The sequence below is a fragment of the Paenibacillus sp. H1-7 genome (assembly GCF_022354825.1).
In the GTDB taxonomy this organism is placed as follows: Bacteria; Bacillota; Bacilli; order Paenibacillales; family NBRC-103111; genus Paenibacillus_S.
The window spans coordinates 6,888,148-6,905,628 of the sequence record NZ_CP031168.1; the positions used below are offsets into that span (position 1 = coordinate 6,888,148).

Below are 17,481 nucleotides of genomic sequence, written 5' to 3' on the forward strand. Positions count from 1 at the left end.
AATTAGTCAATACAAAATGCAATTAAATACAACCAATAACAACAAAATCAACATACTGCATCGGATTTGCATCATTCCTTCACCAAGGTAAAGGGATTCAAAACGATCGTTTTATTTTGAATCATTTGCTTTGTTTTTGGATTCATTATAAACTACAGGAAAAAGGTGGGAAAATCACGGAAATGGCTAGCTTTTTGCACGATACTGCTGTTGAGAATTCGACCACGATTCCCGGAATTTTGCTCTCCGATTTTTATACAAGATCCCATGGCTATATGGTCAAGCGCTCCAAGGGAACCCAGGACTTCTATTTGACGTACACCGTCTCGGGCAAAGGATTGTTCCACAATGGCAAAGAAGCGCTGGAATGCTCGGAGGGGGATGTGACCATCATTACTCCCGGAACCCCGCACTACTATGCTACCAGCGAGCGGCATATATGGAGGTTCTACTGGTGCCATTTCGTCCCGCGCGAGGATTGGGCCCCGCTGCTGCTGCTGCCCGATGGCGTACAAGGCATCAAGTGGCTGCGGATCGATAGTGCTGCGATGAACTCGCGGGTAAGCTCGGCGTTTGCCCAGCTGCTCCAGTACAATCTTGAATCCGGTCCGTTCTCGGAGCGGCTTGCGTCCAATGCCTTGGAAGAGGTGCTGCTCCTTATCGCCAGCAGCCATGCGGCAGAAATCCAGAACATCGACCCCCGGATCCAGGAGGCTCTCAACCTGATCTCCAACCGGTACCATCAGCCGTTCACCGTCGCATCGTTGGCCGCCCAAGTTAATTTATCACCTTCCCGGTTCGCCCATTTGTTCAAGCTGCAAACCGGTGAATCGGTCATGGATATGCTCATTAAAGTCCGGTTAAGACATGCCAAAAAAAGGCTGGAGTACACCTCCTTGTCCATCGCGGAAATCGCCGCAGAGGTCGGATTCAACAACCCGTTCTACTTCACCCGCCAGTTCGCTTCCTTTTACGGCTGTCCTCCGGCTGCCTTCCGAAGAAGCCTGCAATCCTCTCATGCCGGGAAAACACCCCAATAGCAGCAGCGGCCTTTATAAGCCTGCCTAACGAGCACAGCTTTCGGCTTCGAAGTCACGCAAGACCTTTTCTTCACTGGGAAACGCGATTTGTAATATCAAAAAAAGCCTCCCGGCAAGCTTATAAAAGCTTCTCAGGAGGCTATCGGCATATTAAATTTGTCCGCCCGGATACAAAGTCGAGCTGTACAGTCTTTTCGTTTGCGGCAGCGCCTTTCCAGCCGGCTTCTTCGTTAAATCCGCGGGACGCGAGGAGTAAATGTACGCGTACTCGCTGTTATAAATAATCACCTGCTCGTGCCCCTCACCAAGTAAGTCCGCATGCACGACATAGCCGTCTACCGGAAACTCGACGACTGCATTCATCTCGCCGTCATACAAGGTAGGGTTAATGCCTCCCCCTCGGCGATAGGCCAATATGTAGTCGAGAGGCGACTCGTCCCAGCCGCTCATCGTCTCGATGATGGTGAGCCAGCCTTTGCTCGTCCGGTTCTCTTTCCATACTTCCTTGCCTTGAGCATCAAGCAGGAACATCCCGTCCTTACCGTTCTCGTTGCCTCGGACGATACGGTCCAGTCCGGCGATTTGCAAACCCGGCATATCGCCGCGGAATTTGCCCAGCGCGACATGCTGGGATTCGATGGAATCCTCATAGCGCCACAGCTCATTGCCGTGCCGGTCGTACATCACGGTTACGCTGCCGCCGATCACCAGCTCCGGAACGCCGTCCCCGTTGACGTCTCCGACCCAAATACAGTCGGCGTGATCGTCCAGGTCTCGGCACGACCATACCATACGGCCGTCCGCGTCAAGGAAATCGTAGCCGGCCATCACTTCGTCACGGCCATCCCCGTCGAAATCATACACCCATGGGAAGTGACCCAAGTTGCCTTCATGCTTCCACAGCAGATTGAAATCCTTGTCCAGCGCCCACATCCGCTTGTAGCGGTCCTTCAATATAATGTCCTGCGGAATTGCATTTCCACTTAGATTGGCTATAATGATGCAGTCGTGGGCTAGCGGATCAGGCAGCTCGTAATTCGCCTTCACAGAACCGGTCGAACCGTCCAAGATGTAGAATCGCTTCTCCATTACGTACAGCACTTCCATTCTGCCGTCGCCATCGATATCGCATATTTGTGCGGGGTAGTCGGATCCCGGCCCGCCCGGGTTTTCGCTCGGCTCCCCTACTTGCCACAGAATGTTGCCGAGCAGGTCCATCGCTGTCAGACATTGAACTTGATGCGGCACATAGCGGTCGTCGATGCCACCGTCAGGCTGGACCAGCAGCAGCTCCATCCGTCCGTCGCCGTTCAGATCTCCTACGAGTACTTTATTGCGCAGTCCTGCCGCCTGAATATCGATTTGTCCCAATAAGACAGGCTGTGATACGGCCTTTGACATGTTGATTCCTCCTAAGAGTTTTGCGTTAGCAAAACTTGCTTCGTAAGCGTTACTGAGTTTTGCGTTAGCAAAACTTGCTTCGTAAGCGTTACTGAGTTTTGCGTTAGCAAAACTTGCTTCGTAAGCGTTACTGAGTTTTCGTTAGAAAACTTTCTTCGTAAGCGCTGCTCAAGCTTTACGCTTTTGCCAAAATAACACGAATTCGCAGGAGGAACCATACACGATGCTGCTCTTTTCCTTTGATATTCTGCTTTTTTTATAAGCAGACCCGCGGTCGCTTCACCCTTTTGCAAGCAGCTCTTTCACTACCTTAACCGTGTCCGAGAAATAAGGCCGGTAGTCCAGGCCTTCAATGAATTCAACATACTGCTGCGCGACAGCATGGACTTGCTCTCGATATACAGCCACCGGCACCTGGTAGGTGCCAAGCTCCCTCGCCTCTCCCTGCTCCCTTTCTTCCAGCTCGGTTAATTGGAGCATACCGGGTTCATCGTGCCTGACGCGGAACGAATACCCTCTGCATTCGGGATCGCCGCATCCGCAGCAAAAGAAAGGCATTCGCTGCCATTCCTTGGTGTCCGCCCAACGATGGGGCTCCACATCGTGCCTAATGCTGTACAGCATGGCAGGAAGTCCTACATCTATGCATAAAGGCTCATCGATCACCACCTCACCATCGAGCTCCAGTCTGACGTCGGCGTGTATAATTTGCAGGTCCGAATCCCAGGACCATCCTTTGCAGGTTAGTTCGAACATAAAGCGACTCTCCCCTCTAACAACCGATATAACGTATTTGGTCTTTTCATTATAGGAAATGACATGAGGCTTGTATAGAACCCGTTTCCGGATCGAAATCCATGGTTATAATTTCCAGTTTTCTTCATGCGTATAATTTCATTTTTGGTACATACTACCTTATGAACGGAGGTGACTACAATGGCACAAGGACAATCCCGCAGCAGTAACCAACTGGTTGTACCTCAAGCTAACCAAGCTTTGGATCAGCTGAAATATGAGGTAGCACAAGAGCTGGGCATTCAAATCCCGCAAGACGGTTACTATGGCTTCATGGCAACTCGTGATACAGGTGCAATCGGGGGCCACATCACTCGTCGTCTGGTTCAAATCGCTGAGCAACAATTGGCAGGCAAGTTTACAAGATAATGATTCACTTCTATACTTAACCGAGGGGCGGTTCTTTCGAGAGCCGCTCCTTTTTCATCTATACAAAAAGCCCCGCCAACCAATAGGTCAGCAGGGAACCGATTCTCCAATATTAGTTTAAAATAGAAATGAAAATATAAGGACACAACAATATAAAGAACCGGCTTACATTGTAAGTCTTGTGAGCTGCATTAAATCTTTCTCTTTTTGTCGGTATCGGCAACAATGCTTGCCATGTTGTAGTTCGATTCAAACGCCACGCTTGTGCACAAAGTGTTCTTCCTCATAGCAAATTCAAACAAAATTTCTCCATGCGTCCACCGCTTCAGCTTTAACGATTCTACAGCGGTTTGCCGGAAAGACTGGACATGCAGCTCGGATAACCCCGGGCCCATCAGTTGTATTTCGCCCCCTCTACTTTCGACTGGGAACGCTCTGACCCCGAACTTTCCAATCACATTATTGCGGATTTGCACGAAAACCGTCCCTGAGGTCAGTTGAGCCAGCTCATCCTTAATTTCGCGAAATACAAAGTCCAGCTGCCTGGCCAAAGGCACATTTTCCAAAATCATCAACATCCTCCTGTCTAGTTCTTTTATAGGTAATATTATGCATTTCTAGTGCTGTAGCCCCATTATATGTAAATACAATCCGTATTTCAACAATAAATTACATTTTGCAGGAAACTTCCTATTTTTCACCATTTTCCTACAAAAATAGACAACTTCCTCAAGGAAGCTGCCCATTATAATCCCATCCCGTACGGGGTGTCTCGTATGTTATTTTACGCTTGGTCAAGAACCTCCGCGTTAAATTCAATGACGTTTCGGTCCGGGTCGAGCACGTAAATTTGCGGGAAGCCCGCTTTCGCATGAGGTCTTGCCTCATATGGTACTCCATGCTCATCCAGCCATTGTCTTGCAGCCTTGTAGCTCGATACACGCACGGCAAAATGACCGTCCCGGGTATGGATTTCTCCCTGCCGCAGCGTCTCCCCTTCATGGACAATCAGATGAAGCTGCTGTCCCGTATTCCCTACGGCATACCACGCTCCCGCGAAATCGAACGGCGGACGCTCAATCTCCTTCAGCCCAATGACGTTCTCATAAAAAAGCTTGGATCGCTCCAAATCGCGTACGCAAATACTGACGTGGTGAATTCCTTCGATGGGTAACATCGTCTATCTCTCCTGTCATGTTAATTTTATTTCGAAGCACGACTTAAGGATCACGTGCATTCCGCGCCTCCGTCCAGCTAGTACTTATGACCCGATATGAACTGCCAAGCAATGGGAGATCAGGATAAATACTATAGACCATGGTACTATTGGATGATATAATTTTCCATAGTAAGAAATTAACAATCATGTAAAGGGGATTTGCTGATGAATTGGGTCCAGGGCTTGTCGTTTAAAAGAAAATTGCAGTTTGGCTGCTACACGCTAGTAGCTGTTTATTCCATTGCACTTCTCCTTTTGATTCTCCAGAACTCCATCCATGTTGTATTGGGATCCGTGTTTCTGGTCGTGATGATCGGACTCAGCTTTCCTTTTGTAAGCTGGTTTGAGAGAGCGCTTACAGAGCCTATCAGCGACATTTCCCGAGCGGCCCTGAACATCTCCAAGGGAGACTTTTCGCAAAAGGTCATCGTCCAATCGAACGACGCTCTGGGTGAGCTCGGTAATGCTTTCAACAAAATGACGAACAAGCTTCGCGAAATTTTGCAGGATTCCGGCAATATGTCGAAACATGTATTCGACTCCAGCCGAGATATTTACTATAAAAACGAAGGCTTGAAAAGCGTACTGGACCAAGTCGCCATATCGTCGAACGAGCTTGCGGCCGGAGCAAACCAAATATCCGAAGAGCTCGCGGCCATCTCCATCGCCACCAAGGATATCGAGCAAAAAGTGACCGCCTATACAGCGTCGACCAAGGAGATGGACTCCCGTTCCGGACAAATGATCGCACTGGTGGAAAAAGGACTGCAAGCCGTCGAAACGCAAGGCGACGGCATGAAGCGCAACGTCGAGTCTACCGCCAACGTCTCGCAAACGATTGACCGGCTGGCTCAGCAGGCGAACGGCATTTCCCAGATCACGCGGTCGATATCCGACATAGCTGAGCAGACGAATCTTCTCTCGCTGAACGCCTCGATTGAAGCAGCCCGAGCGGGAGAGCACGGCAAAGGCTTTGCCGTCGTTGCCCAGGAGGTGCGCAAGCTGGCTGAAGAATCCACCACTTCTACCAAGGAAGTGTTTCTCCTCGTCCGCAATATCGAGGAAGGGATCCGCGAAGCGCTGACCCACATTACCGAGAATGAGCAAATCGTACATAAGCAAACGCAATTGATCCATGAGACGGAATCGGTATTCGCCGAAATCGTCACGAGCGTCAAATTCATATCCGAGCAGATCACTTCCTTCGCCCGGGAAAGCGAGTATATGCTCGACAGCGCGCAGCGCATCTCGGCGACGATGGAGAGCATTTCCGCCATCACCCAGCAGTCTGCTGCAGGCACCCAGGAAGTATCCGCTTCGATGAACGAGCAGATCACCGCGGTGCAGGCGATTGTTGCGCAGTCCGAGGAGATGACCAAGCTCGCTACGAAGCTTCAGCAGATGATGCAGCTGTTTAAATTGTAGGGGAAAATGAGCGCGGCTGTAACGTATGAAAACATGGACTTCGCAGGAAGGGATGTACCTCCGGTCCCTGTTGAAATCGTGTTCCTTTAATTAGACTAAAGCTGTGGGAACACGATTTCAAAGGGGACGCGTAAACTCTCCGATACATTCCCTTACCCGCTGACGCTTGTTTTCTAAATACAAAGCCGCGCCCATTTCCTGGGGTTAGGGACCACGGGGGCTTGGAATCAGCCCCCGGCTTAAAAGTTGGAAAAGCCCGGGGCTAATGATCAGCCCCAGGAAATGGAAGGAGGCTGCGCCAGCAGCCTCCTTTGGTTTACTCCGTCAAGCTCATGAAGGCTTTGACGTCCTCAACGGACAAATCCATAGCCTGCTGCCAGAAGTCCGGCTTGCGCAGGTCGACGCCCAAATGCTTCTGGGCGAGCTCCTCTACGGTCATGCTGCCCGTGTCCCGCAGCATGGCGATATATTTATCCTCGAACGCGGCGCCTTGCCGCAGCGCCTCGGCATAAATGCCGGCGCTGAACATGTAGCCGAACGTGTACGGGAAGTTGTAGAACGGCACCTCCGTAATATAGAAGTGCAGCTTCGACGCCCAGAAATGCGGATGATATTCCGCCAGCGCATCGCGGTAGCCTTCCTTCTGTGCTTCCACCATCAGCTCGTTTAACCGCTCGACGCTCACGATGCCTTTGGCCCGCTCTTCGTAGAACCGCGTTTCGAACAGGAAGCGCGCGTGAATGTTCATGTAGAAAGCGACCGAGCGCTGGATTTTGTCCTCCAGCAGCGTTAGCCGTTCCTCTTCCGTAGCCGCCCCTTTGACCGCTGCGTCGGCAACGACCATCTCGGCGAACGTGGAGGCCGTCTCCGCGACGTTCATCGCGTAATCCTGCGCCAGCGCCGGCAGATCGTTCATCACGTGCTGATGATAGCCGTGACCGAGCTCGTGCGCCAGCGTAGCCACGTTGGAGGCTGTGCCCGCGTAGGTCATGAAGATGCGCGTCTCCTTCGCGATCGGGAACGACGTGCAAAAGCCTCCGGGTCTTTTGCCCGGACGATCCTCCGCTTCAATCCAGCCGTTTTCGAAGGCCATGACGGAGAAGTCGGCCATTTTCGGGCTGAAGCGGCGGAACTGCTCGACGATCAGCTGCGCGCCCTCGTCGTAGCTGAAATGCTTGCTGCCTTGCCCTACAGGCGCATCGACGTCGTACCAGCTCAGCTTGTCGATGCCGAGCAGCTTCGCTTTGCGGTTCAAATATTGAACGAAGACGTCTTTGCCCCGTTCAATGACTCCCCACATCGCGTCCAGCGTTTCTTTGGACATCCGGTTAATGGAGAGCGGTTCCTTATGTATCGTATCCCATCCGCGCCGTTCATACAGCTTCAAGCGGAAGCCGGCCAAATGATTCAAAGCGTCGGAGCAATAATCCGCATGCTCGCCCCATTGCTCCTCCCACAGCTTGAACAGCCTTTGGCGTACGGAGCGGTCGGGACTGTGCATCCGGTTGGCCGCCTGCCCTGCCGATAGCTCGCTCGTCTTCCCGTCCTCTTCCCACAATACCTTGAACTTGCTTACGGTGGTGTTGTAAGCTTCACCCCACCCGTGATAGCCGTCGATCGCGAGGTCGTTGACGAGCGCCTCCTGCTCCGGCGGCAGCTTCTCGGCCGCCTGCTCGCGCCGTTCCGTCAAAGGAAATGCGATTCCGGCAAGCCCGGGACTGGCTGCGAGCTGCTTCCACACCTCATCCGGAATCTCCGTCAGCATCTGATCAAATACGGTCAGAGCCGACGCATAGGAGGCCGATACCGTTTTAATTTTGCCGGCCAAAATGATTGCTTTCTTGTCCGCCTGATTTTCGGCTGCCAGGCATCCTACGAATGAGTCCGCTTCTCTTATTTTCATAGCTATCGACTGAAGCAAATCCAGTGCCGGCTTCAACACGGCGGCATCGGGAGCCTGCGGCGCTTTCAGCTCATTCAGCAATGCAGTGAGCTGCGCAACCTGCTTCTCCAGCGTATCCAAAAAAGCCTGAAACGCCGTAGATGTGCTGCCGCCCGGAAAAAATCGTTCCAGATTCCATGTTTGCTGCAAAGGTGTTTTCATGCAAACATCGCACCTTTCCTAAAAATTAGTTACAATACTATTAAACCATAAATCATGCCCAAGCCAAAATAAGCAACCCACCAAATTTTGGTTGAATTGTTATCACGGGTATGTTTAAATGGTGACTATAGATCTATTGACAGGAGTGGAAGTCAACATGAAACCATTACAGATCTCGCCCGAAACGGCACAAAAGCTCGCTAAACAACTGAACGTTCCGCTGGAGCATCTCATGCACATGCCTCAGCATATTTTAATGCAAAAGCTTGCCGAGCTTGCTAAAAGCGCTTCCAGCAGCGAACAGAAGGAATCCGACGGCACCAAGCAGGAGTCCTGACCGATGATCCCTTTTGAGAACAGTTGGCCTTACGAGCTGATCCAGCAAGATGTTTACGTTCATGAATGTCCTTTTTGCAGTGAGTCTAACGTCCTACTCCCTTTGAAAAAGAAAGATATTCCGGGAATCCAGCAAGGCGCCAAGAAGCTGCTTGTATTTCCGTGCTGTCACAACAAAATCACGATTGTAGACGCTGACCGCGATTACTTGCTCGCCAGCCAGCCTATAAGAAACCGCCGCTGACCTAAGGTTAAAAAGAAGCAAACGCCGGCTCGGATCAGGAGTGGAACAACGCAAATGTATTATATTTCCTTTACGCACGCCTGCACCTTGATTGCCTTAAGCTATATTGCATTGAAGCTCAAAAACCGGCTGTTTATGGAACGGTATGAAACTCTCAGCGCCTCTCTGTTGACCGGCTTGGCTTGCATCATTATTATGCTTCAACCGTTCCCGACCGACGGATTGGTGACGGATCTTCGATTCGCTCCGATCGTTATGGCCGGTTTGAGGTTCGGTCCGATCGTATCCCTGCTTTCGACCTTGTTGCCGTCCTTCTACATTATACAGATAGGCGAAGTCCACGGGTTCGTCCGGATAGCGCAGGAATTGATTTTGCCTGCAATCGTCAGCTCGCTTTTCCATCGCAAGGAGAATGAGAGCGGCTATGCCATGATACCTTTTATCGACGGGATCAAGGTATGCGTCATGCTGGCTGCCATCCGTTTTATCATCCAAACGTACATGAAGCTGGATTTTTCTTTGCTGGCGATTGCATCCCACTTGATTACGCTCGTTCTGTCTATTCTGGCCGTGCTGGTTCTTATCGTTATGTATAACGACGACAATCGTTCCTGGATACTGCAGCGGCGATTCGAGCTTCAGGCGAATCAGGACGGCCTCACCGGACTGCCGAATTTAAGAAGCTTCATGTCGATCGCCCAGAATACGATTCGGCAGCGGCCGTTGTCCATCATGATGATCGACATTGACAATTTCAAGTATTACAACGATACGTACGGCCATTTGCAAGGAGATTTGCTGCTGTGCGAGGTCGGACAGCTGCTCCGGACCACGATCCACGAGTCGGACTATGCAGCCCGCTACGGCGGCGAGGAATTCATCATCATGAGCCACACCGTCGATACGGACCGCCTGAAGCAGTATGCCCTGCAGCTCTGCGATACGATAGCAAGGCATCACAGCCAGGTAAGATCGGATTCGGCGGTTATCACGATATCCATTGGCATCTCGGTTGCCTTCGGCTATCAGGACGAGCTGCTTAGGGTTATTTCCGAGGCCGACGAAGCGCTCTATGTATCGAAACGCGAAGGGAAGAACCGGTTTACCATCTACTCCGACGATATCCCTTTTACGGCAAATAACGCATAATGCAGCATTCCGGACGGACTGTGCACTATGCGTTATTTGTTGTTTGATTACGGATTTATCCTTCGTGAATCATTTCCTCAGGCATATCGATTTTTTCCGAAATCATCTGCTCCCTTGTCGCCGCCCATTGCTCGCGGCAAGCGCGGATCATCGCCGAATCCATAATGCTCTTGTCATTGATAACTCTTCCGAACCATTTGACCGCTTCCTTGTACTGGTTCAGCCTGCGGTGCAATTCCCCCATTAAATACATGAGCCGGGCATTATTCAGATCGGCGCCTTCGGTTTCGAATACGTTAGTGTACGCATCCAGGGCAAACTGTAAAAACCGTCTTTCCTGCTCCGTGTCCTGCTTGTACCTGTACAGCCAGGCAATATGATGCAGAAGTCCGGCGACGACACGCCCTTTTTCATTCTTGATCTGGGCGCACAAGAGCGCAAGCTTGTACGCGTACATCGCATCGTCCCAGCTGCGTTCTCCGCCGTAATCTTTAAACTGCCAGTTCACCGCCACCTTATTATAGAACGCTTCTTTATGGGCGGGCGTGAAGACATTCGACGTGTTCTCCGTACTTGCGTAGCCGCAATAAGGACAGATTCTGACTACGTAATAATCCGGGTTCGTCTCTTTATAATGAATGCAAAAATCGGTATCCGTATGTGTCGCCTTCTTGAAGCTTGGCCTCACTCTGGATGTTTGAAAAGCGGATTCGCAGCAAGCGCACTCCACCTTTACTTGAAATAAAGGCTCGACCACAAATTCACATCCTTTTAGTTAGGCATTCTTGTTAATAAAATGATAAGCAGGGCCTTTCAGTCTCTCAAGCACGAACGCTTTCAGCTCCGGCTCCAGCCCTACCTTGTCCAAAGCCTGCCTCATACAGCCTAGCCAAGCCTCAGCCCGCTCCGGAGTAATCTCGAACGGCAAATGCCGGGCCCTCATCATCGGATGGCCGTACAGACTCGAATACAGCGGAGGTCCTCCAAAAAACTGGGTCAAAAATAAATACTGCTTTTCCCTGACCGGATCAATATCTTCTGGGAATAACGGGCCGATAACCGGATTCGCCTGTACCAATGGATAAAATGCATCCACGATCCGGCGGATCGTCTCCGCCCCTCCCAACGCCTCAAACGGCGTGAGCTGCTCAGATTCATGTTTATCGGACATTTACGTTTCCTCGCCTGTTCTATGGAATTGTGCGCTCAACAATAAAAAATCCCCAAAAGTGAAGACAATCTTAGAATCAACAAAAAAGATGCCAATCGATTTCGCGATTAGCATCCAAACCTTAGAAGAAACCGCACTCACTGTACTAGCTTTCCAGATCCTCTTCACCGGAAGTCATCAAGGTTTCCCTAATGACATACACAAACGCACATACGAGAATTCCAGCAATCACAGCCGTCATCCGGATCAACCCCTATTCTCATATTGGTTTGGTACTATTGTACCATAATTATTCAAAACATTCAGCAATTTTACGATAAACTATCATATTTTTCTGACAGTTTGTCCAATGCGGATACAGGCATGTCTCCTACCCCTTGTACATATAAGTAAATGATGGTGTTCTTGAGGATCCGATGGATTCCCTATTAGGAGGATATTGCCATGACGTTCAAGAAATTGTCTCCCTTTTACCTTATCGCCTTGTTGATATTGGGCCTTATGTCCTTGATGCTTGTCTTCCCAGCCGAAGTGTTCCGCGCTTCCATCCGAGGCGTAGGAATCTGGTGGGACGTTTTGTTCCCTGCGCTTTTTCCTTTTTTTGTTATATCGGAGCTAATGCTTGGAGTGGGGATCGTCCATTTCTTCGGAACGCTGCTGGACCCGATGATGCGTCCTGTGTTCCGGATTCCGGGCATTGGAGGGTTTGTCGTAGCGATGGGCTTTGCCTCCGGCTATCCGGTTGGAGCCAAGCTGACGGCCCAGCTCTGGGATCAAAAGCTCGTCAATCGCGAAGAAGGAGAACGGCTCGTTTCGTTCACTACATCCTCCGATCCGATCTTTCTGATCGGAGCGGTGTCCGTCGGTTTCTTCCATGATGCGAGCCTGGCCGGAATTTTGGCGGCAGCCCATTACGGTTCGGCGATGCTGCTTGGCTTGATGATGCGGTATCACGGACGCAAACAGTCCGCTACCCCGGCATTGGCAGCTGTTGCGACTTCAGCCGGTCCAGCGGCTTCGATATGGGTACGTGCCTTCGATGCCATGCATGAGGCGCGGATGAAGGACGGGAGAGCTTTGGGAGAAATGCTTCGCATGGCCGTCGCATCGTCACTGCAGCTTATTTTTGTCGTAGGGGGACTGGTTGTCTTCTTCTCCGCCGTCATGGAAGTGCTCACATCCGCGCATATCATGAACATTTTCTACATAGGGATTAATGCGGTGCTTCAGCTGTTTGACGTCCCCGTATCGCTGACCCAGGCGGTAGCGAACGGATTCTTCGAGGTGACTTTGGGGGCCAAGGCTGCCGGAGGAGCCGGCTCGCAAATTCCGCTTGTATATAAAGTGGCGATAGCCGCGTTTGTTCTTTCCTGGGCCGGCTTGTCGGTCCACGCACAGGTAGTCAGTCTGCTCCACCGTACCAATTTGCGTTATATTCCGTTTATCACGGCACGCTTACTTCATGGGCTTATGGCCTTTGCCGCCGTATTTGTGTTATGGGAGCCACTGCAGCCGTATCGCGGCACCGTAGCCGCTTTTATCCCTGCCATTGATGTGGAATCACCGCTGACAACGTTATGGCGTTATTCGCTGCCTTGGGGAATTACAGCTTTCAGTTCCGTTATTGTTGTACTGATCTTGTTATTCCTCCTGCATTTCGTGGTTAAACAATGTATGAAGCGGTTTGTATAACAAGATAATAAGACCGTCAAACGACGTACGAAGCGAAGGTTGGTGATGGCATGAATACGAAATTTCCTTATGCGTTCCTGAAGCTGCCGCTGGAAATAGAACGATTGCCGGAATTGGCTTATAATTTATGGTTTAGCTGGAACGATGACGCGCTGGATCTGTTCGCCCGGATCGACAGGGAGCGTTGGGATCAAATTCTGCACAATCCCGTACGCCTTCTGTTGGAAACCGACCCTGCGGTATGGGAATCCATGAGCCGGGACGAAGACTTCATTCAGCATTATCAACGCGTAATGAAGCATTGGGACGCCTACAATAACGAAGCCACCTGGTTCCAGAAGACGTATCCGGACCATCTCCAGCATACAATCGCCTACTTCTCAGCAGAATTCGGCTTTCATGAATCGCTGCCGATGTATTCGGGCGGACTCGGGATTCTTGCCGGTGACCATTGCAAATCGGCAAGCGATTTGGGCATTCCGCTCGTAGGGATCGGGCTGCTGTACAAGAAAGGATATTTCAATCAAAAAATCAATGCAGAAGGCTGGCAGCATGCGGAGGCGATGAGCTACGATTTCTCAAGGCTCCCTATTTTACAGGTCGTCACGGACCAAGGAGACCCGCTAATCGTTGACGTCCCGATGGCCGACCGCACCGTCAAGCTGAATCTATGGCAGGTTCTCATAGGACGCAACAAGCTCTACTTGCTCGACGCCGACCATGAAGCCAACAGCCCCTGGGACCGGGAGCTTACGGCTCAGCTGTACGGAGGCAATCAGGATATTCGGATCGCTCAGGAAATTTTGCTCGGAGTCGGAGGCGTCCGCGCTCTGCGTGCGCTTGAGCTGCCTACAGCCGTTTATCATATCAATGAAGGGCATGCCGCCTTCCAGGGGATAGAACGCATTCGCGAGCAGCTGGAGAGCGGAGTACCGTTTCACGTAGCGGTGGAAGTGATCCGAGCGAGCTCCGTCTTTACTACCCATACTCCCGTTCCTGCCGGTCATGACGCGTTTCCCCCTTCCATGGTGGAATATTACTTCAGCTCAATGTTCTCCAAATGGAAGGAGCATAAGCAAGCGTGGATGAAGCTCGGTCTGGACAACGCCAAGCCGCTGTTCAACATGACGCATCTCGCGCTGAATACGGCGGCGCTGCGCAATGGGGTTAGCAAGCTGCACGGCCAGGTTTCACGCAATATGTTCCGTTCCTTCCACGGCAGCATTGACGAAAAGGAAGTTCCGATCAGCCATATTACGAACGGCGTTCATATGAAATCATGGCTTGCTCCCGAGCTGAAGGAGCTGTTCGACCGCTTTTTGCCCGGAACCTGGGTCAGCAATCAGACCAACAGCGACCTGTGGCGCGCGATCGATATTATACCGCCGGAATCTTTGTGGGAGGTTCACATGCAGCTGAAGGAACGGTTGCTTCGCTATGCGAGAGCGAATCTTCGCGAGCAAAGAAGGCGCAACGATCTGCCCGCCGAGAAGGTCGAGGAAGTGCGCGGCTTTTTGTCAGCCCGGGCGCTGACTATCGGATTCGCCAGAAGATTCGCGACCTATAAGCGCGCCAATCTGATTTTTAACGATTTGAACCGGCTGGACCGCATTGTTAATAACCCTGACCGGCCTGTACAATTTTTGTTTGCGGGCAAAGCCCACCCTGCCGACCATCCGGGACAGGAAGTAATCCGCGAAATTTACCGGGTATCGCAAATGGACCGTTTTAAAGGCAAAATCGTGCTGCTGGAAAACTACGACATCCACCTGGCGAGGTATCTCGTTCAAGGAGTCGACGTGTGGCTGAACAACCCTCAGAGGCCTTATGAGGCAAGCGGAACGAGCGGCCAAAAAGCCGCGATGAACGGCGCTATCAATTTTAGCGTTCTCGACGGCTGGTGGGAGGAAGGCTTCGACGGCAGCAACGGCTGGAGCATCGATGGAAATAACGATGCCGACAGCAGCACGCAGCATCGGGAAAATACGGAGTCCATTTACCGGAAGCTGGAGCAGGAAATCATCCCTTTGTATTACAATCAGGGCCAGCTGCCGGTGCAATGGGTCTCCCGCATGAAGCGTTCCATCCAATCGTTGACACCCGCCTATAATACGGATCGCATGGTAATGGACTATACGAATCTCACTTACATCCCAACCTTGAGACGCACGCTCTCGTTTATTGCCAATAATTACGATACAGTGACGAAGGTTGCGGATTTCAAGCAGTTTGTCCTGTCCAACTGGCATTATGTCCGTATTCTGGAGGTCAATGACGGGGGCAGCGCCGCTCCAGCCGCTAAGACGGGAGCCGCATCCGGCTTGACGGATACCAGACAGCCGCTCAAGGAAGTGAGAGCTACGATCCGGTTTGGTCCCATATGGTACAAAGATACGGCGGTGGAGCTTATTTACTACGAGGAGCGGAGTGACGGCTGGCATCAGGTCGTCGTTACGATGGAGGCGGTAAAGGAGCTTGAAGACCGGGTCGTCCAGTACCGTGCCCTTGTTCCTTCGCATCTTCGCCATCGGGCACATTTCTCTGTCCGCGTGCATCCGATCAGCTCTAATTTTGCTACATCGTTCGAGCTGCCGCTCGTAACGACCTTGTAAGTTTCGACATTTTTCAACACCAAAGAACAGCCCTTCTCGCTCTCTATCAAAGGCCATTTAGGTCTTTAGTAGGGAGCGTTTTGCATTTCGCATAGGCTCTGCCATTGTGTTATCTGGAAATATTGATTATTATGGAGTTATATGTTTACTACTATTACTCTATGGTGATCCTATGAATTGGAACCAAGCTTTAGGTTACGAAATGATTGTGCCTCGAATGAGCGCCAACCTTATTATTGTCGGTGAGACTAAAGAAGGAATGCCGTTCTGCTACGAGGACAGCTTCGTTCTGCAAAAAGTGGATGAACAGCAGCTGGTCGCTACCATGGAGTTTCAGATGAACCCTTTGGAAAAGCTGCACCACGTATGCTTTATCGAATTTTCATTCCGCGAGCGGGGAATTCTATATTACGCTTTTGTAGACCTGCTCGAAATAGAATCCAAGCGCAATGTCTGCACGCTAACTCTCACGGCTCCGCAGGAGCTGAGCACGTTTCAAAACCGCAGGTTCCAGCGTATCCACCTGCCGGTCAGGACTCCGCTCACCTGCCGGATTATCGGCGTGCGCAAGGCGTCCACGCATCAAGGAATTGCTTTTTCCGGACAAATTCAGGATATTTCCGCCGGCGGGCTCTCGTTTGTAACGAATACACGTATTTTTTATCCGTTATTTTTGGAGCTGAGCTTCGTCCTGCCGGATCATCCTAACAAATTTGTCGTGAACGGAGAGATTGTCCGCGTCACCCATTTCAGCAACGATTCGTACCGGATCGCTGTGGAATTCCGGAATGTGCCGGAAAGCCTGACTCATCAGATTGACGAATATTGTACACGTACGAGCGAGTAATTCGCGAGCGAAGCAAGCTTTGCATTGCAAAACTCAAGGCTTATGCTTACGAAGTAAGTTTTGCTTCGCAAAACTCAAAGCTTATGCTTACGAAGCAAGCTTTGCTTCGCAAAACTCAAAGCTTATGCTTACGAAGTAAGTTTTGCTTCGCAAAACTCTTAGGAGGATACCCGATTGAAGTATAATGTTGTTCACCGCGGAGACGAAGTGTCCTTCCAACTCATGCAAACATTCCATCGGCTCGTCGGACAGCACGGCCTGGTCCACGATGAGAAGCATCCCGATGTGGTCCTGTCTATCGGCGGCGACGGTACGATGCTGCATGCGTTCCATCAATACAAAGAACAGCTGGAGACGATCGCTTTCGTCGGTATCCACACCGGGAGACTCGGATTTTTTGCTGACTGGAAGCCGGATGAAGTCGAGCTGCTCGCCGACCTGATGGTAGAAAGCTCTCGGCAAAACGACCTGCGCGTCGTAAAATATCCGCTCGTCGAGATTCAAATCACGACGAATCAAGGTATTGAAACGCAGCTGGCTCTGAACGAGTTTACACTCAAAGGCGTGGATGTAACACTGATGGCGGAGCTGCATATTAATGACGAGCCATTCGAGACATTCCGCGGCGATGGAATTTGCATTTCGACGCCGGCCGGAAGCACCGCCTATAACAAAAGTCTCGGCGGTGCCATCGTACATCCGACGCTCGATTCCATCCAGATTGCGGAGATCGCCTCGATCAACAACCGGGTGTTCCGAACGCTCGGATCGCCGATTTTGCTTCCGAAGCATCATCATTGCGATATTTATCCGCGAAGCAATCAGAATATCATTTTGTCGCTGGATCACGTCATTATGCAGCGGAACGATATTATATCCATTCGCAGCATGGTCGCGGCAGGCAAAAAAGTGAAATTCGCCCGCTTCCGTCCCTTCCCGTTTTGGAGCCGGGTCCGTGAAGCCTTTATCGGCTATGAGCCGATTCCGGAGAAGAAGCCTTGATTCCGAGGCTTCTTTTTTTCATGCACGAAGATCGCCAATTGGAAGGTTCTCCGATACACTTTATCGATTTTAAGC

At 51.0% G+C, this 17,481-nt stretch carries 17 protein-coding genes; 10 read left to right on the plus strand and 7 right to left on the minus strand.

All coding sequences use genetic code 11. The annotated features are described in order from the left end of the window. Positions 1–182: 182 nt before the first annotated feature. Positions 183–1,040: a helix-turn-helix domain-containing protein gene (locus DVH26_RS30320; protein WP_239628794.1), complete on the plus strand. Its 858-nt coding sequence runs from the start codon at positions 183–185 to the stop codon at positions 1,038–1,040. 150 nt (positions 1,041–1,190) lie between these two features. On the opposite strand, the gene DVH26_RS30325 is transcribed toward DVH26_RS30320, so the two are convergent. Next, positions 1,191–2,441, minus strand: coding sequence for an FG-GAP repeat domain-containing protein (locus DVH26_RS30325; protein WP_239628796.1), 1,251 nt, complete (start codon positions 2,439–2,441; stop codon positions 1,191–1,193). 279 nt (positions 2,442–2,720) lie between these two features. Continuing rightward, positions 2,721–3,197 (minus strand): hypothetical protein, encoded by a 477-nt coding sequence (locus DVH26_RS30330; RefSeq protein WP_239628805.1) that lies wholly within the window; start codon positions 3,195–3,197, stop codon positions 2,721–2,723. A 180-nt stretch (positions 3,198–3,377) separates the two neighbouring features. Here DVH26_RS30330 and DVH26_RS30335 point away from each other — a divergent pair, with 180 nt between their 5' ends. Beyond that, entirely contained in the window at positions 3,378–3,605 is a 228-nt protein-coding gene (locus DVH26_RS30335; protein WP_239628808.1) for an alpha/beta-type small acid-soluble spore protein, read from the plus strand. Between the two features lie 191 nt (positions 3,606–3,796). Here DVH26_RS30335 and DVH26_RS30340 read toward each other — a convergent pair whose 3' ends face one another. Then, positions 3,797–4,177: an O-methyltransferase gene (locus DVH26_RS30340; RefSeq protein ID WP_239628810.1), complete on the minus strand. Its 381-nt coding sequence runs from the start codon at positions 4,175–4,177 to the stop codon at positions 3,797–3,799. A 212-nt stretch (positions 4,178–4,389) separates the two neighbouring features. Beyond that, positions 4,390–4,782, minus strand: coding sequence for a VOC family protein (locus DVH26_RS30345; RefSeq protein ID WP_239628811.1), 393 nt, complete (start codon positions 4,780–4,782; stop codon positions 4,390–4,392). A gap of 207 nt (positions 4,783–4,989) precedes the next feature. Between DVH26_RS30345 and DVH26_RS30350 the strand changes: the two genes are divergently transcribed. Next, positions 4,990–6,249, plus strand: a complete 1,260-nt coding sequence (locus DVH26_RS30350) for a methyl-accepting chemotaxis protein (RefSeq protein ID WP_239628812.1) — start codon at positions 4,990–4,992, stop codon at positions 6,247–6,249. 316 nt (positions 6,250–6,565) lie between these two features. Here the strand turns inward: DVH26_RS30350 and DVH26_RS30355 are convergent, their stop codons facing one another. After that, positions 6,566–8,353: a M3 family oligoendopeptidase gene (locus tag DVH26_RS30355; protein ID WP_239628814.1), complete on the minus strand. Its 1,788-nt coding sequence runs from the start codon at positions 8,351–8,353 to the stop codon at positions 6,566–6,568. A 157-nt stretch (positions 8,354–8,510) separates the two neighbouring features. Here DVH26_RS30355 and DVH26_RS30360 point away from each other — a divergent pair, with 157 nt between their 5' ends. The 3 genes from DVH26_RS30360 to DVH26_RS30370 are packed head-to-tail and all read left to right on the plus strand — an operon-like array spanning position 8,511 to position 10,082. Beyond that, entirely contained in the window at positions 8,511–8,690 is a 180-nt protein-coding gene (locus DVH26_RS30360; RefSeq protein WP_239628816.1) for a YycC family protein, read from the plus strand. Between the two features lie 3 nt (positions 8,691–8,693). Then, entirely contained in the window at positions 8,694–8,933 is a 240-nt protein-coding gene (locus DVH26_RS30365; protein ID WP_239628818.1) for a hypothetical protein, read from the plus strand. Positions 8,934–8,987: 54 nt separating this feature from the next. Next, positions 8,988–10,082 (plus strand): GGDEF domain-containing protein, encoded by a 1,095-nt coding sequence (locus DVH26_RS30370; protein WP_239628821.1) that lies wholly within the window; start codon positions 8,988–8,990, stop codon positions 10,080–10,082. 55 nt (positions 10,083–10,137) lie between these two features. Here DVH26_RS30370 and DVH26_RS30375 read toward each other — a convergent pair whose 3' ends face one another. Both DVH26_RS30375 and DVH26_RS30380 read right to left on the minus strand, forming a co-directional pair. Further along, positions 10,138–10,839, minus strand: coding sequence for a DUF2225 domain-containing protein (locus tag DVH26_RS30375; protein WP_239628823.1), 702 nt, complete (start codon positions 10,837–10,839; stop codon positions 10,138–10,140). A gap of 18 nt (positions 10,840–10,857) precedes the next feature. After that, positions 10,858–11,253, minus strand: coding sequence for a globin domain-containing protein (locus DVH26_RS30380; RefSeq protein ID WP_239628826.1), 396 nt, complete (start codon positions 11,251–11,253; stop codon positions 10,858–10,860). A 444-nt stretch (positions 11,254–11,697) separates the two neighbouring features. Here DVH26_RS30380 and ylbJ point away from each other — a divergent pair, with 444 nt between their 5' ends. The 4 genes from ylbJ (at position 11,698) to DVH26_RS30400 (ending at position 17,406) form a co-directional block, all read left to right on the plus strand. Further along, positions 11,698–12,945 carry a sporulation integral membrane protein YlbJ gene (ylbJ, locus tag DVH26_RS30385; protein WP_239628828.1) on the plus strand — a complete coding sequence of 416 codons (1,248 nt, stop codon included), beginning with the start codon at positions 11,698–11,700 and terminating at the stop codon, positions 12,943–12,945. A gap of 50 nt (positions 12,946–12,995) precedes the next feature. Beyond that, entirely contained in the window at positions 12,996–15,557 is a 2,562-nt protein-coding gene (gene glgP, locus DVH26_RS30390; protein ID WP_239628830.1) for an alpha-glucan family phosphorylase, read from the plus strand. A 172-nt stretch (positions 15,558–15,729) separates the two neighbouring features. Beyond that, positions 15,730–16,404, plus strand: coding sequence for a flagellar brake protein (locus tag DVH26_RS30395; RefSeq protein ID WP_239628832.1), 675 nt, complete (start codon positions 15,730–15,732; stop codon positions 16,402–16,404). Positions 16,405–16,578: 174 nt separating this feature from the next. Beyond that, on the plus strand, positions 16,579–17,406 hold the full coding sequence (locus tag DVH26_RS30400) for an NAD kinase (protein ID WP_239628834.1): 828 nt from the start codon (positions 16,579–16,581) through the stop codon (positions 17,404–17,406). Positions 17,407–17,481: the final 75 nt, after the last annotated feature.

Excerpts from the sequence above, each read along its gene's own strand:
- DVH26_RS30320 (WP_239628794.1), top strand. The coding sequence starts at position 183 with ATGGCTAGCTTTTTGCACGATACTGCTGTTGAGAATTCGACCACGATT.
- DVH26_RS30325 (WP_239628796.1), bottom strand. The coding sequence starts at position 2,441 with ATGTCAAAGGCCGTATCACAGCCTGTCTTATTGGGACAAATCGATATT.
- DVH26_RS30330 (WP_239628805.1), bottom strand. The coding sequence starts at position 3,197 with ATGTTCGAACTAACCTGCAAAGGATGGTCCTGGGATTCGGACCTGCAA.
- DVH26_RS30335 (WP_239628808.1), top strand. The coding sequence starts at position 3,378 with ATGGCACAAGGACAATCCCGCAGCAGTAACCAACTGGTTGTACCTCAA.
- DVH26_RS30340 (WP_239628810.1), bottom strand. The coding sequence starts at position 4,177 with ATGATTTTGGAAAATGTGCCTTTGGCCAGGCAGCTGGACTTTGTATTT.
- DVH26_RS30345 (WP_239628811.1), bottom strand. The coding sequence starts at position 4,782 with ATGTTACCCATCGAAGGAATTCACCACGTCAGTATTTGCGTACGCGAT.
- DVH26_RS30350 (WP_239628812.1), top strand. The coding sequence starts at position 4,990 with ATGAATTGGGTCCAGGGCTTGTCGTTTAAAAGAAAATTGCAGTTTGGC.
- DVH26_RS30355 (WP_239628814.1), bottom strand. The coding sequence starts at position 8,353 with ATGAAAACACCTTTGCAGCAAACATGGAATCTGGAACGATTTTTTCCG.
- DVH26_RS30360 (WP_239628816.1), top strand. The coding sequence starts at position 8,511 with ATGAAACCATTACAGATCTCGCCCGAAACGGCACAAAAGCTCGCTAAA.
- DVH26_RS30365 (WP_239628818.1), top strand. The coding sequence starts at position 8,694 with ATGATCCCTTTTGAGAACAGTTGGCCTTACGAGCTGATCCAGCAAGAT.
- DVH26_RS30370 (WP_239628821.1), top strand. The coding sequence starts at position 8,988 with ATGTATTATATTTCCTTTACGCACGCCTGCACCTTGATTGCCTTAAGC.
- DVH26_RS30380 (WP_239628826.1), bottom strand. The coding sequence starts at position 11,253 with ATGTCCGATAAACATGAATCTGAGCAGCTCACGCCGTTTGAGGCGTTG.
- ylbJ (WP_239628828.1), top strand. The coding sequence starts at position 11,698 with ATGACGTTCAAGAAATTGTCTCCCTTTTACCTTATCGCCTTGTTGATA.
- glgP (WP_239628830.1), top strand. The coding sequence starts at position 12,996 with ATGAATACGAAATTTCCTTATGCGTTCCTGAAGCTGCCGCTGGAAATA.
- DVH26_RS30395 (WP_239628832.1), top strand. The coding sequence starts at position 15,730 with ATGAATTGGAACCAAGCTTTAGGTTACGAAATGATTGTGCCTCGAATG.